At 67.7% G+C, this 14547-nt stretch carries 12 protein-coding genes; 4 read left to right on the forward strand and 8 right to left on the reverse strand.

Translation table 11 applies throughout. The features are described from left to right. The coding region (locus tag QQK25_RS24430; protein WP_498027231.1) for a flavin monoamine oxidase family protein at positions 1–711 on the forward strand (711 nt) is incomplete at its 5' end. A gap of 22 nt (positions 712–733) precedes the next feature. On the opposite strand, the gene QQK25_RS07460 is transcribed toward QQK25_RS24430, so the two are convergent. The 4 genes from QQK25_RS07460 to QQK25_RS07475 form a co-directional block, all read right to left on the reverse strand. Next, complete coding sequence (locus QQK25_RS07460; RefSeq protein ID WP_284187373.1) at positions 734–1153, reverse strand: type 2 periplasmic-binding domain-containing protein; 420 nt, start codon at positions 1151–1153, stop codon at positions 734–736. Between the two features lie 9 nt (positions 1154–1162). Next, on the reverse strand, positions 1163–2446 hold the full coding sequence (locus tag QQK25_RS07465; protein WP_284187374.1) for a hypothetical protein: 1284 nt from the start codon (positions 2444–2446) through the stop codon (positions 1163–1165). A gap of 223 nt (positions 2447–2669) precedes the next feature. Continuing rightward, positions 2670–5645 carry a hybrid sensor histidine kinase/response regulator gene (locus QQK25_RS07470; protein WP_284187375.1) on the reverse strand — a complete coding sequence of 992 codons (2976 nt, stop codon included), beginning with the start codon at positions 5643–5645 and terminating at the stop codon, positions 2670–2672. A gap of 31 nt (positions 5646–5676) precedes the next feature. Further along, positions 5677–6327, reverse strand: a complete 651-nt coding sequence (locus tag QQK25_RS07475; protein ID WP_284187376.1) for a hypothetical protein — start codon at positions 6325–6327, stop codon at positions 5677–5679. Between the two features lie 173 nt (positions 6328–6500). Between QQK25_RS07475 and QQK25_RS07480 the strand changes: the two genes are divergently transcribed. Beyond that, positions 6501–8633 (forward strand): EAL domain-containing protein, encoded by a 2133-nt coding sequence (locus tag QQK25_RS07480; RefSeq protein WP_284187377.1) that lies wholly within the window; start codon positions 6501–6503, stop codon positions 8631–8633. Positions 8634–8648: 15 nt separating this feature from the next. On the opposite strand, the gene QQK25_RS07485 is transcribed toward QQK25_RS07480, so the two are convergent. Next, a complete protein-coding gene (locus tag QQK25_RS07485; protein WP_284187378.1) occupies positions 8649–10280 on the reverse strand; it encodes an ABC-F family ATPase in 1632 nt (543 codons plus the stop codon). A gap of 143 nt (positions 10281–10423) precedes the next feature. Beyond that, entirely contained in the window at positions 10424–10855 is a 432-nt protein-coding gene (locus QQK25_RS07490) for a PilZ domain-containing protein (RefSeq protein WP_284187379.1), read from the reverse strand. A 338-nt stretch (positions 10856–11193) separates the two neighbouring features. Here QQK25_RS07490 and QQK25_RS07495 point away from each other — a divergent pair, with 338 nt between their 5' ends. Continuing rightward, positions 11194–11865 (forward strand): choice-of-anchor E domain-containing protein, encoded by a 672-nt coding sequence (locus QQK25_RS07495; protein WP_284187380.1) that lies wholly within the window; start codon positions 11194–11196, stop codon positions 11863–11865. Between the two features lie 102 nt (positions 11866–11967). Here the strand turns inward: QQK25_RS07495 and QQK25_RS07500 are convergent, their stop codons facing one another. Together QQK25_RS07500 and QQK25_RS07505 are read right to left on the reverse strand one after the other, a co-directional pair. Then, positions 11968–12696 (reverse strand): YebC/PmpR family DNA-binding transcriptional regulator, encoded by a 729-nt coding sequence (locus QQK25_RS07500; protein ID WP_284187381.1) that lies wholly within the window; start codon positions 12694–12696, stop codon positions 11968–11970. Positions 12697–12734: 38 nt separating this feature from the next. Then, positions 12735–12887, reverse strand: coding sequence for a hypothetical protein (locus QQK25_RS07505; protein WP_284187382.1), 153 nt, complete (start codon positions 12885–12887; stop codon positions 12735–12737). Between QQK25_RS07505 and QQK25_RS07510 the strand changes: the two genes are divergently transcribed. Continuing rightward, the gene (locus tag QQK25_RS07510; protein ID WP_284187383.1) at positions 12886–14412 is read left to right on the forward strand and encodes a helicase HerA-like C-terminal domain-containing protein; all 1527 of its coding nucleotides are present in this window, start codon (positions 12886–12888) and stop codon (positions 14410–14412) included. The two genes, QQK25_RS07505 and QQK25_RS07510, sit on opposite strands and share 2 nt — an antisense overlap. Positions 14413–14547: the final 135 nt, after the last annotated feature.

Here is a 14547-nt window from a genome sequence, read left to right on the forward strand (position 1 = left end):
TACACTCTTTCAGACGTGTGCTCTTCCGATCCCGGCCACGCGCTGCGGGTGGATGAGCGCCGCGACGGGGTGACGATCCTGTGCGCCACACCCACCGGCGCCGTCCGCATCCACGCCCGCCGCGCCATCTGCGCGATGCCGCTGCACGTGGCGGCGCATGTCGTGCCGACGATCCGCGAACTGGGCTTCGACCCGGCCCGCCACCTGCCGCCCCAGGCGCCGTGGCTGGTGGCCAACTTCCTGCTGGATGGTTTTCCGCAGGAATCCGGCGAACTGCCGATGGCCTGGGACAACGTGATCCACGCCAGCCCGGGCCTCGGCTGGGTGGTCGCCACCCACCAGCTGATCCGCGCCGCGCGGCCGGCCCATACGGTGTTCACCGCCTACCGGGCGCTGGCCGATGCCTCACCCGCCGAGGCCCGCCAGCGCCACGCCACCGCCAGCGCCGACGAGCTGCTGGACCTCGCCGGCATCGACCTGCGCGCGGCTTACGGCGAAGTGGAGATGTGGCAGCGCACCCGCGCGGTGGAGATCACCGTACGCGGCCACGGCATGGCCACGCCGGTGCCGGGCAGCCTCGCCAACGCCGGGCTCGCCGCGCTGCGGGCGGCGGACGGGCGCGTGCTGTTCGCCCATGCGGATCTGTCGGGTTACTCGGTGTTCGAGGAGGCGGTGTGGTGGGGGGATCACGCTGCGCGGAAGGCACTCTGACGCCGGCGGCGCGGCAGACGCCTCAGCGCGCCACCACGTTCATCCCGGGCGTCACGTCGGCCTCGTCGATGTAGCCCACGGCGCCGGGCTTGGTGGATACCAGCCGGATCACGTCGGCCGTCGAGGCCACCTCCAGCGGCGGCACGCCCTTGCCCACGTAGCGGCGCACCGTCCAGTAGGCGGTGTAGCGGGCCTCGTCGCGGCTCAGCCAGCGGGACAGGAAGCGGCTGCGCACGGGGCTGTCGGGCGGCAGGTCGAGGGGCATGATGCGCTGGTCCCCGACCTCGACGATCTTGCCGGTGTAGATGCGCTCGACCGCCATCCGGTCGAGGCGCGGCACCGATGGATGGCCGATCAGCACCACATTGCCGGCGGCCCGGAGCGGCACCGGGCCAACCCCGGCAAAGAGGCCCACGACAAAGAGCAGGAGTCGTTTCAGCATCGTCTCCCCTCAGAACGAAAAGCTGTAGGAGAGGGAGAAGACATCCAGCTGACGGCTACCTTCGGAGGTGCCCTCCGGCACGTCGAGGAAGGCGGACTTGCGGCCGACATGGGTGCGCTGCCATTCGGCCTTGAGTACCTGCCCACTGGCGAGCGCGTAGCTCGTGCCCACCGCCCAGGTGCGCTGGTCGGAGAGGATCACCGTGTCGGCGCCCCAGATCTGGCTGGCGTTGAGCAGGGCGGCGTCCGGCACGCTGTCGGGAATCCGGCTGCCATTGAGCTTGGCGTAGAGCTTGCGGGCGCGGGACGACGAACGCAGGCTCGCGGCATAGACGTAGGGCGTCCATGCGCCGGTCGGACGCAGCAGGGAAAGATAGCCGCCCCAGGCGTCGGTGCCGGCGGCCTGATCCACCCGCTCGCCCCACCGCAGCACGCCCTCGCCCACCGCCCGGAAGCCTCCTGGCAGTTCGTTCTCGAAGCCGACGCTGACGATCTGGGAGCGGATGCGGTCGCGCATCACCACCCCGGGGCCGGGCAGGGCGTTGCTGGTCTGGTAGTAGCCGGTGCCCGGGGCGATGGGCACGTAGGGGTACTCCTTGCCGAAGCGCATGGTGTCGAGCCGGGCATCCCAGGCCAGCACGCCCAGGCGGTAGCGGTTGTCGCCCCGGCGGACGGTGAGCACGGTGCCGGCAAGCGCGCCGTGGATGCCCTCGTACCACGCGACAGGCCCTTCCGAACCCGGCCGGTTGCGCATATAGACGCGCGCCGACGTGCGGGACCAGCCGGCAAAGCCATCCAGATCCACCTCCAGCGCGCCGGGCGTCCAGTGGCCGCCGGCCAAGACGCCATAGAAATCCCAGGAAGGCAGGATCGCGTAGATCTCCACCGGCAGACGGGCGAAGGGGAAGGTCGCGCCCACGTCGATGTTCTCGGCGTAGAGCAGCACCGGGAGGCGCATCTTGCCGGCCTGGATGGTGAGCGCGTTGTCGGGCCGCCACGAAAGGAAGGCCCACGGCAGGCGCAGGTTCACTTCCTCGTCGTTGTTGCCGGCTGGCGCCAGTCGGGCCTGGACGGTGGCGCCGAGCTCGGGAGTCAGCGCGGCATCGATCTGGGCGCCGAGCAGGGAGTCGCGCGCCAGCGTGCCATCGCTGTCGACGGCACGCTGGTAACGGTGCTCGTCGGTGGATCGGGCGTAGCCGATGGTCCCGAAGGCCGAGTAGCGTACATCCTGGGCGGCGGACGCCTGGGCCAGCAAGGCCAGGCCGACACACAGGATTCGAAGGAAAAGACTCATCGCGAGAGAATGTGGGCATCCCTGGCCAGGCCCAGGGATCGCGGCACATTCTCTCCCGAGGCGCCGGGACGGTTGGCAACAAACTGTCACGAAAAAGCCTCACGACATAAAACGGCGCCGTGAGCGGACAGCATGGTCCCGACCTTCGATGAAGCGCGGGCAGGTCACGTGGTGATCGGGCCGGGCAGCCCGGCGCGGGCGGCCGGCAGCCGCCATGCCCCCGTCAGACGCTTCCCGGGGGAGACGTCTGATCGGGCAACGCGGACGGCGGGTCGGGCTCGCCGACATCGGGCAACAGCGCCTTGCCCAGGCCATCGACGAGGGAACGCATCTGGTTCTCGAGCTCGGTCAGCGCCGTCATCGCGCGGAGCGGGTCGCCCGCCCGGGCGGCGGCCTCGAGCCGGCCGGACATCATCGAGATCCCGTTCATGCCGAGCAGGCCGGCCCGGCCCTTGAGGGTGTGCGACGACAGTGCCACCGCCGCCCAGTCCCGCGCCGCCACGTCCTTGCGCAGGGCCACCGGACCGTCGGCGAACTGGGCGCGGAACTTGGCGAGCAGGCGCGGGTAGAGGGTCGGGCTGATCCCGGTGTCGTTGATCGCGCAGTTGGGGTCGAGCCCGGGCACCGCTTCGAGCCCCATCAGCGCCGGGCCGCCGGCGGGGACCGGTGTCGGCGCCGGTGCGAACTCGGGCCGGTAATGCCGGCTCAGCACGTCGAACAGTTCGGGCAGCTCGTAGGGCTTGTTGAGGCAGCCGTTCATGCCCAGGGCCAGGCATTGCTCCAGCACGCTGCGCCCCCGGTGGGCCGACAGGGCATACACCGGCAGGTTGCCGAATTCGGGCCGGGCACGGATCTGGCGGATGGCCTCGTAGCCGTCCATCACCGGCATCTGCAGGTCCATCAGCACCAGGGCGTAGTAATCCGGCGCCTCGGCGCCCAGCTGGGCGAGGGCGTCGCGGCCGTCGGCGGCGGTGTCCACCTCGACACCCCAGCGGCCCAGCAGCGCCACCGCCACGTCGCGGCTGGTGGCGTTGTCCTCGACGAGCAGCACGCGCATCCCGTCCAGGGCGCCGGTGGCCACGCTGCCGCCCGCCTCCTTCGTCTGCAGGCCCAGCACGACGCCACACAGCTGGCGCAAGGTGCCGGGCAGGAGCGGGCGGTCGCAGAAGTGCAGGCCGCCGGGGCGCAGCTCGGCCACGTCCTCGCCGAGGGTCCGCGGAACCGACATCAGGGCGATGTGCGCGGGCACCAGCTCGGGCTGCTCGCCGAGGGCGCGCATGATGGCGCCGCCGTCGAGATCGGGCAGCGACCAGTCGAGGAACATCAGGTCGTAGGGACGATCCGTGGCCCGCGCGGCGCGCAGACAGGCCATCACCTCGCCGCCGCTGCTGACCGCTTCCACGTCGTCGATGCCTTCGATGTTGAGCAGGTCGATGAGGGCCAGCCGGGCCTCGGGGTAATCCTCGGCGATCAGCACGCGCATCGGCGGCAGGGGCGGCGGCGGGCTCGCCGGCTCGTCGCCGTCGCGGGTCAGGGGGATCTGGATCTGGAAGCGGCTGCCGGCGCGCGGCGCGCTCTGCACGCGGATCTCGCCCCCCATCGCCTCGACCAGCCGGCGGACGATGGCGAGCCCCAGCCCGGTGCCGCCGTACTGGCGGGTGGTGGCACCATCGGCCTGGACGAAGTCGTCGAAGAGGAACTCGATCTGCTCGGGCCGCATGCCGATGCCGGTATCTTCAACGGTGAGGATGACCAGATGCCGACCGTCGTCCGCCGGCTTCCCGTCGATGCACAGCGACACATGGCCGGAGGGGGTGAACTTGACCGCGTTGGAGAGCAGGTTGGCGAGCACCTGGCCGATGCGCAGGGGGTCGCCCCTCAGGCGCTGACGGAGCAGCCCGGCACTGGCAGGGCGGACGTCGAAGAGCAGCTCGACGCCCTTCTCGAGGGCCGTGCGCTCCACCAGCAGGAAGGCGTTGGCGACCACCTGCTCGAGCCGGAAGGGGATGTCTTCCAGCTCCAGCCGGCCGGCTTCGATCTTGGAAAAATCGAGGATGTCGTTGAGGGTGTCGAGCAGCGTGCGGCCGGCGATGCGGATCTTGCTGACGTAGTCGCGCTGGCGGGGGGAGAGCCGGCTGTGGAGGATCAGCTCGGCCATGCCGATCACCGCGTTGAGCGGGGTGCGGATCTCGTGGCTCATGTTGGCCAGGAACATCGACTTGGCCTGGGTGGCCTGCTCGGCGCGGGCGCGGGCCTCGACCAGCTCCTGGCGGATGTGCTCGCGGTCGAGGATGTCGCTCTCGATGGAACCCGCCATCGAGTTGAAGGTGTCGCGCAGGGTCCGGATCTCCGCCACGCCGGCCACGTCGGGGATGCGCGCGTCGTACTCGCCGCGGGCCAGCCGGTCGGTGGCGGCGCACATGTCCTCGATGGGCTGGAGCACCCGCCGGCGCACCGTGAAGAAGCCCCGCACCACGAGCAGCGCGGTCACCACCATGCCGATGATCGCCGTCACGATCCAGTCGCGCAGGCGGGCCCGGGCGTCGCTCACGGCCGCGCCGGTCCGGCGGTCGACCCGGCCCTTGAGTTCGGCCACCGCCTGGGCCATGCGGGCACGCAGGATGTCGTATTCGCGGTTATGGACGAACTTGACCGCCAGCTCGGGGTGGGGGACGCCTTCCGACACGAAGGAGTCGGCCTTGGGGTCGTAGAGCCCCTGGGTTGCGGCAAAGGCCACCTGCTCGTGGACCTTCAGCGCCTCGGCCTCGGACAGCACCTGCTGAAGGGCTTCGAGCTCGGTGCCGTCGAAGCCCAGGGAAATCATCCGGGCCCGCAGGGAAACCCCTGTCCCGGGCGGGCGCTGGACGAAAGGCGTGGTGCCGGCGATGACCCGGTCCCAGTAGGTGGAGGGGTCGTCATCGACAACCAGCGGCCGCTCGCCTTCGCGGATCGCCAGGATGGCGTAGTAGTACTTGAGGTAGCTCGTCTCGCCGGTGACCACGTAGCTGCGCACGAGACGGCTGAGCATTTCCATCTCGCGCCGCAGGTCATCAACCTGGCGCAGGGCATCGGCACGGTTCTGCTGCACCGCCTGAACCTTGTCGAAGGCCGCCAGGGCAAGCAACGAGATCGATCCGTTGATCCCCAGGATCAACAGCAGCACGACCGAGAAGATGAGCGAGAGCTTGGAGAGCTTCATTGGCAAATGCCAGCTTACACCGCCACCACCCTCAGGCAGTTGCAGCAACCCGGCGCCGTCGCACACTTTCACTGAGCAGATCGAGCACGCAATAGAACGCCCCGGCCGCCAGCGGCGGATTGCTCACCGGCCAGCCCAGCCCGGGCAGCGTCGCCCGCCAGGCCCAGTTGCCGAGCCAGGTGCCCCACAACTCCATGACCAGCGACAGCAGGAACATCGTCGCGTAAAGCCGCGGCGCCGGCCCCCAGCGCAGACAGGCCAGGAAGATCAGCAGGAGCGGCGGTCCGAGCCAGTCCACACCGCCCAGCGCCAGCGCGCTGACGCCCGCCACCGCCAGCCACGCGGTGGCCGTGAGGAGCCGGCCGGGCAGGCGATCGGCGAGGTACAGGCCCAGCCAGTAGAGCAGCACATGCCCCGGCGGCACGAACAGCGGCAGGTTGCCGAGACGATAGTCGTAGAGCCCCAAGACCAGCGACAGCACCACCTCACCCGCGGTAGCGATCACCAGGCAGGCCAGCAGACGCGAGCGCTGGGCCGGATGGGCCGCCACCAGCAGCGCGCACAGGGCCCACACCCAGACGCTCACCAGTGGCTGGCCCCACGCGCCGCCAAAGCGATCCGCCACCAGCCCGAAGGCGATGGTGAGTGCGCAGAGCAGCGCGAGCGTCAATGTTTGCGGCATGGGGTATTACTGTGGGTGCGGAATGCGCGATGATACCGGGCAGGCGCCCGTAGAGGCCGCCGAACGACGATCCGCCTGCCCGACTGCAGCACGCCCCGGGCATGTCATCCGAGGAGACCCCATGCCGACGCTGGCGCCAGATTCATCCTGCAGCGGCCTGCCCATGCTCCGCCATGACTGACGTGGAGCGCTCCGGCGCGGGCGATCACCCGTGGGCCCTGGCGGTCCGGCGGGGCTTTCTGCTGACCCTGCCGCTGGTGCTGAGCGGCGCCGTCGCCCTGCTCGTCCTCAACCTGCCGATCCCCGGTTACCAGGCCGCCATGGACGGCTGGTGGGGGCCGGACTGGCGCGCTGCCGTGCAGTCCGCCTGGCAGGCCAGCCTGGGGCTGCTGTCGATCGCCGTGGTGTTCGCCACCAGCCATGCGCTGGCGGCGCTCGTCGCGGCCCGGCAGCGCACCGACACAAGCCCGGTGGCGGTGGCCCTGATCGCCCTGTGCTGCTATTTCATCCTGGTCCTGCCGGGCAAGGGCCTGCTCTCCAGCGAGCTGGCGGTGCCGCGGGGGGTGTTCCTGTCGGTGCTGGTGGGCATCGCCGCCACCGAGCTCTTCCTGCGCCTGCGGCGCGTGCGCGGGCTCGACCTGTCCATGCTGGCCGAGGCGGATTCCGAACTCCCGGCGGTGCTCAAGTCCGTCCTCCCCGGCATGCTCACCATCGGGCTGTTCTTCGTGATCCAGCACGCCCTGATCGCCCCCTACGCCCAGTCGGCCGACGCCATCGGCGACCGGGCGCTGGGCTGGCTGTTCGGGCTGTCGGACAGCGCCCTGCTGCGCACCGTGCTGTTCACCGTGCTGGCCCACCTGCTGTGGTTCGTCGGCGTGCACGGCAACAACGCGCTGGAACTGTTCTACCGCGACCACCTCTTCCCGGCCAGCGAAGCCAACATCCACGCCCTGCAGGCCGGGCAGGCGCCACCGGAGATCATCACCAACGCCTTCGTGGATGCCTTCGTGCTGCTGGGCGGGTCGGGCGCCACGATCGGCCTGCTGATCCCGCTGCTGGCCGTCACCCGCGGCAGCCGTCGGCGCCTGAGCTGGCTGGCGGCACCGACGGCCCTGTTCAACATCAACGAGATCCTGATCTTCGGCCTGCCCATCGTCTTCAACCCGACGCTGCTGCTGCCCTTCCTGCTGGCGCCGCTGGCGAGCCTGCTGGTCGCGTGGGGTGCGGTGGCCGCCGGCCTCGTCCCGCCCAACGCCGGCCACGTGCCATGGGCCACGCCGCTGCTGCTCAACGCCTGGCTCACCGCCGATTCGTGGCGGGGGGTTGCGCTGCAGCTGGTCAACATCGGGCTTTCGGTGGCGATCTACCTGCCCTTCGTGCGCCGCAACGACCGCCTCCAGCGCGCCCGCACCCGGGCCACCTTTGCGCGGCTAATCAGTTCGATGCAGGGGATTCTGGTTCAGCCGGGCCAGCAGCTGCTCGGTCGCACCGACGAGATCGGCAGTCTGGCGCGGAGCCTGGCGGCCCGGCTCGACCAGGATCTGCGCAGCGGCCGCATCCATCTGGCCTACCAGCCCAAGCTCGACCAGGCCGGGCGGGTCACCGGCGTGGAGGCCCTGCTGCGCTGGGATCACCCGCTGCTGGGCGGCGTGCCGGCCCACGTGGCGGTGGCGATCATCGAGGATGCGGGCAAGATCAACGAGGTGGGCGACCGGGTGCTCGAGATGGCCTGCCGGCAGCTGCAGCAGTGGCGCGAGACCGGCCTTTCCGGCATCGAGATGGCGGTGAATGTGTCGCCCCTGCAGCTCGAAGACCCGGCCTTCGCGGCACGGGTCGAACGCTGCCTCGCGCGCCACCGACTGGCGCCCGGCGCGCTCGAGATCGAGATCACCGAAGGCCATCTGGTGAGCAGCACCGAAACCTCGGCGCACAACCTGTCAGCCCTGGGCGCACTGGGCGTCAAGCTGGCAATGGACGATTTCGGGATGGGCTACAGCTCGCTGCTGTACATGCGGCGCTTCCGCATCGACGCGATCAAGCTGGATGGATCGCTGACGCGGGAGGTGCTGAACAACGCCAGTTGCCGCGAGATCATCGCCAGCGTCGGCCAGCTGTGCCGGAGCCAGGATGTGCGGCTGGTGGCCGAGTACGTGGAGACCCAGGCCCAGCGCGACCTGCTGGCGAGCCTGGGGTGCGACGGTTTCCAGGGCTGGCTGTACAGCCCGGCGGTGAGCCCGGAAGCCTGCCGCACCTACATCGAAGCGCAGCAGGCGGGCGCCCGGCAGGACAGCCCGGCCATCGTGTAAAGACAACCGACAGGCTTACTCGATGCCCTGGCTGGCGAGGTATTCCTCGTAGGTGCCGCGGTAGTCGACGATGTCGCCCGGGCCACGGATTTCGAGGATGCGGGTGGCGATGGACGACACGAACGCCCGGTCGTGGGAGACGAAGAACAGCGTGCCGCCAAAATCCGCGATGCCCGAGTTGAGGGATTCGATGGATTCCATGTCCATGTGGTTGGTGGGCTCATCCAGCAGCAGCACGTTCTTGCGCTGGAGCATGAGCTTGCCGAACAGCATCCGACCCTGCTCGCCGCCGGAGATCACCTTGACCGACTTCTTCACGTCGTCGCCCTTGAAGAGCAGCCGGCCCAGCGTGCCGCGGATCAGGGTTTCGGCGTCGTCGCCTTCGTAGCCGCCTTCGCGCACGTAGCCGCTGATCCAGTCGGTGAGATTCTCGCCGCTGGCGAAGTCATCGGCGTGATCCTGGGCGTAGTAGCCGAGCTTGGCCTTCTCGGCCCACTTGACGGTGCCGAACTGGGGCGCCAGGCCGTGCAGGCCGGGGCCGACCAGCAGCTTGAGCAGCGTCGTCTTGCCGATGCCGTTCTCGCCGATGATCGCGATGCGGTCGTTGGCGTCGGCGGTGAAGGTGAAGTTCTTGATGATCGGGTTGGCCGGATCGTAGCCGAAGGTGAGGTTCTCGATCTCGACGGCCTGACGGTGCAGCTTATCCTTCTCGTCGTAGTCGAAGCGGATCCACGGGTACTGACGGGAGGACGGCTTGAATTCCTCGATCTTGATCTTCTCGATCTGCTTGGCGCGGCTGGTGGCCTGACGGGCCTTGGACTTGTTGGCCGAGAAGCGGCGCACGAACTCCTGCAGCTCCTGGACCTTCTCCTTGGCCTTCTGGTTGGCGTTCGACTGGCGCTCGCGGGCCTGGGTGGACGCCTCGATGTAGTCGTCCCACGTACCCGGCCACACCTGGATGCGGCCGTAGTCCAGATCCGCCATGTGGGTGCACACCTGGTTCAGGAAGTGACGGTCGTGGGAGATGATGATCATCGTGGAGTTGCGCTGGTTCAGCACGTCCTCCAGCCAGCGGATGGTGTTGATGTCGAGGTTGTTGGTCGGTTCGTCGAGCAGCAGGATGTCCGGGTTGGCGAACAGGGCCTGGGCCAGCAGCACCCGCAGCTTCCAGCCCGGGGCGACTTCGCGCATCGGGCCGTTGTGCTGTTCGGTGGGGATGCCGACACCGTGCAGCAGCTCACCGGCGCGGGCCTCGGCGGTGTAGCCGTCGTACTCCGCGAAGTGGCCTTCCAGCTCGGCCGCCTTCATGTAGTCCTCTTCGGTGGCTTCCGGGTTGGCGTAGATGGCGTCCTTCTCCTGCATGCACGCCCACATCTCCGCGTGGCCCTGCATCACCACGTCGAGCACCCGCACGTCTTCATAGGCAAACTGATCCTGTTTCAGGAAGGCCATCCGCTCGCCGCTGTCGAGGGCCACGTTGCCGGCGGTGGGCTCCAGCACGCCGGCCAGGATCTTCATGAACGTGGACTTGCCGGCCCCGTTGGCGCCGATCAGGCCGTAGCGGTTGCCTTCGCCGAACTTGACGGAGACGTTCTCGAAAAGGGGCTTGGCCCCAAACTGCATGGTGATGTTGTTGGCGATGAGCACGACACGAATTCCTTAAATTCCGGCGGTCGCAGGCGGCGACACGGGCAAAACAAAGGCGCCGGCACGGGGCCGGCGCAGCTTGTCCGAAATTTATCATGTCTTTCAAGCACCTGAGAAATTTTCTCGGTGCTTGGTGCAGCGCATCAGACCAGCGACGGCCCCGATACGATGGACGCCGCGTCGGACTCGGAGATCCGGATCGTCGCGGTGGAGATGACGTGGAGGGTCAGCCACTCGTGCAGACGGTCGGCCGCATCGCGGGAAAGGGTGACGAAACGGCAGCCCATCATCCCGCCGTCGGCCCCGAGCACGAAGTTGACGGTCTCGGCCATGCCACGGATCACGTCGGGGATGCCCTCGAGCTGCATCACGAAAGGAAAGGCCTCCGGCTCGGCCAGCGGCGAGCCCCACGGCACGCTGAAACCTTCCAGGGACAGATCATTGACCGGCATGCGCTCGCCATCGATCACCACCCAGAAGCACACGTTCCCCCAACGCTTGGCCACGAAACGCTGGCGCTTGCGACGCTCACCGCGCGGAACGGCGGGAGTGGCAGTCGCGGTCTGAAGCTCCATCACGGCAAACCCTTTCAAAATCTCTGATCCAACAGCTTTGCTCAAAATACAACAAATTCACAAGCAAAACGATATTTTTTACCTAAAAACTCAAATTCATCGGCGGGACGCGGAATTCGATTCGAATTTTCGTGGCACCCATCACGGATACACAGAAATTCACATCAACCTGTCGAGAATTTTTACAAACGAATTTCGGCAAACCAATTTACAAACTTAAGTGATTGATTTAACTAAAACACCCCAAAGCGGGCACGCGTTTTGCTCAGATTGAGCCAGCAGTCGGGATCGCCCCCATTGCAAAATATTTTTGACGATTTTCAATCTGGAGTTTTCACATGAAAAAACTGCTCGCACTTGCCCTGGTTGCCGCCACCGGCGCCGCCCAAGCCGACACCATCGTTCTGACCGACACCTTCGGCCTGGCCACCACCAACTGGACCAACGCCCTGTCCGGCCTGAGCCAGTTCGACTCCAGCCTCGGCACCCTGAACGCCGTCACCATCAACCTGTCCGGCGACATCGTCCAGGTTCTGAAGGCTGAAAACACCGGCGCTGTTGCTGACAACCTGACCCCGGTTGCTGGCGCCAACCTGCTGTTCCGCAAGGGCACCACCACCCTGCAGACCCTGGCCCTGAGCAACACCGGCTCCGCCTTCGCCGCCAGCGCCTTCGACGGCACCTCCGACTTCGCCGGCACCTCCGGTGTTGATTTCGGCTCCCTGACCGCTGCCGGCTCCCTGGCCGCCATCACCTTCACCAGCGCTGCTGACCTGGCCGACTTCATCGGCGCCGGCACCCTGGCTGGCTTCAACGTGCGCGCGGTTGGTAACGGCTCCATCAACTCCGACAACGGCAACCTGGACTCCTCCATCTCCACCCAGGCTCGCTACAACCTGACCCTGACCTACGACTACACCGTGCCGACCACCCCGGTTCCGGAACCCACCTCCATGGCCCTGGTTGGCCTTGGCGCGCTGGGCCTGGCCGCTGCCCGTCGCCGCAAGTAATTTGCCTTGCCTCCCGGCTTGGTCCGGGATGCGCTGCAAAGCAAAAAAGCCACCGCAAGGTGGCTTTTTTGTATCTGGCGTTCCGGTTATCGGAAGAGCCGATCAGGCATCATCCATCGCGGCGGAGGTATAAACCGCCTGCACATCGTCGAGGGATTCCAGCGCGTCGAGCAGCTTCTGCATGCGCACCGCGTCGTCGCCGGCGAGCTCGGTGTCGTTGAGCGGCTTCATGGTGACTTCGCCAAACTCGGCAGTGAAGCCGGCCTTCTCCAGCGCTTCCTTCACCTCGCCAAACTGGTACGGGTCGGTGAGCACCTCGATGGAGCCGTCGTCGTTCGGCACGACATCATCAGCCCCGGCCTCGAGAGCGGCTTCCATCAGCGCGTCTTCCGACGTGCCCGGCGCAAACAGGATCTGGCCGCAGTGCTTGAACTGGAAGGCCACGCAGCCGTCGGTACCCATGTTGCCGCCGTACTTGTTGAAGGCGTGACGCACATCGGCCACGGTGCGGGTCTTGTTGTCGGTGAGGCAATCGACCATCACCGCCGCGCCGCCGATGCCGTAGCCCTCGTAGCGGGCTTCCTCGTAGGTGACGCCTTCCAGCTCGCCGGTGCCCTTCTTGACGGCCCGGTCGATGTTGTCGGCCGGCATGTTCACCGCCTTGGCGCGATCCACCGCCAGGCGCAGGCGCGGATTGAAGGCGGCATCGCCTCCACCCATGCGTGCCGCAACCGTGATTTCCTTGGCCAGCCGGGAGAAGACCCGACCGCGCTTTTCATCCTGCCGGCCCTTGCGGTGCTGGATATTGGCCCACTTGGAATGACCCGCCATGATTCTGTGTCCTTGGATTGCAACTAAAAGCGGCGATTTTACCCCGCCGCCCGCCCTTCGCGCAGCCCGCGCTTGCCGCGGATCAATTTGCCAATCATTTTTTGGCGCGCGAGGGCAGATTTCATGCCTGTTGCGGGCAGTTGGCCGATAATTGCCGGCTGATCCCTTTTCGCCCACCCGGAGGATTCCATGACCGAGCCCCTCATCATCGCCAAGTCCAAGGACAAGGAAATTGCCCTGCTGCCCCAGCTTGCCAACCGCCACGGCCTGATCACCGGCGCCACCGGCACCGGCAAGACGGTGAGCCTGCAGAAGATGGCCGAATCCTTTGCCAGCATCGGCGTGCCGGTGTTCATGGCCGACGTGAAGGGCGATCTGTCGGGCATCGGCGCCGCGGGCGTCGAATCGCCCAAGCTCAAGGAGCGCCTGGCCGCCCTGGGCATCACCGAATTCACCCCGCGGGCCAACACCACGGTGTTCTGGGACGTCTTTGGCGAGGCCGGCCACCCGGTGCGGGCCACGGTGTCCGACATGGGCCCGATGCTGCTGGCACGCCTGCTCAACCTCAACGACACCCAGGCCGGCGTGCTGCAGCTGGTCTTCAAGATCGCCGACGACCAGGGCCTGCTCATCATCGACCTGAAAGACCTGCGCGCCACCCTGCAATACGTGGGCGACAACGCCAAGGACTTCACCACCGAATACGGCAACATCTCCGCCGCGTCCATCGGTGCCATCCAGCGCGGCCTGATGGGCATCGAGGCCCAGGGCGGCGACAAGTTCTTCGGCGAGCCGATGCTCGACATCGCCGACCTGATCCAGACCGACGCCGACGGCCGCGGCGTCATCAACATCCTCGCCGCCGACAAGCTCTACAACTCGCCCAAGCTGTACTCCACCTTCCTGCTGTGGATGCTGGCCGAGCTCTTCGAGCAGCTGCCGGAAGTGGGCGACGTGGACAAGCCCAAGCTGGTGTTCTTCTTCGACGAAGCGCACCTGCTGTTCAACGAGGCGCCCAAGGCCCTCCTCGAGAAGATCGAGCAGGTGGTGCGGCTGATCCGCTCCAAGGGCGTCGGCGTCTACTTCGTCACCCAGAACCCGCTGGACGTGCCCGAGACGGTGCTTGGCCAGCTCGGCAACCGCGTCCAGCACGCCCTGCGCGCCTTCACGCCGCGGGACCAGAAAGCCGTCAAGACCGCCGCCGAGACCATGCGCGCCAACCCCGAGTTCGACGCCGCCACGGTCATCACCGAGCTGGGCGTGGGCGAGGCGCTGATCTCCTTCCTCGACGAGAAGGGCCGCCCGCACATGGTGGAGCGCTGCTTCATCATCGCCCCCAACTCCCGCCTCGGGCCGCTCAGCGCCGCCGAACGCAAGGCCGCCATCGAAGGCTCGGTGATCTACGGGCACTACGAGGAGATCATCGACCGCGAATCGGCCTTCGAGAAGCTCCGCGGCGGCTCAGCCCCGGCCGGCAATGGCGGTGGCACCGCCCAGGCGGGCGCCCCGGCCGCGCAGGAAGAAGAAGGTGGCGGCCTGCTGGGTGGGCTCTCCGGCATCCTGTTCGGCACCACCGGCCCCCGCGGCGGTCGCCATCCGGGCCTCGCCGAACAGGCCGCCCGCAGCGCGGTGCGCACGGTCGGCTCGGCCATCGGCCGCGAGATCGTCCGCGGCGTGCTGGGCTCGATCCTCGGCGGAGGCAGCCGGCGCCGCTGACGCCACCCGCCCCGGTTCAGATCTTTTTGCTCCCGACCGGGAGCAGAGAACGCCGACCTTGCACTTTTCTGCTCCCATCGGGCCAGCCCCGCAAGCCAGGCACACCCCCTTGGTGAAGCCAGAACTGTAGGTCGG

Origin of the sequence: Zoogloea oryzae, from assembly GCF_030161255.1 — a bacterium.
Taxonomy (GTDB): Bacteria; Pseudomonadota; Gammaproteobacteria; order Burkholderiales; family Rhodocyclaceae; genus Zoogloea; species Zoogloea oryzae.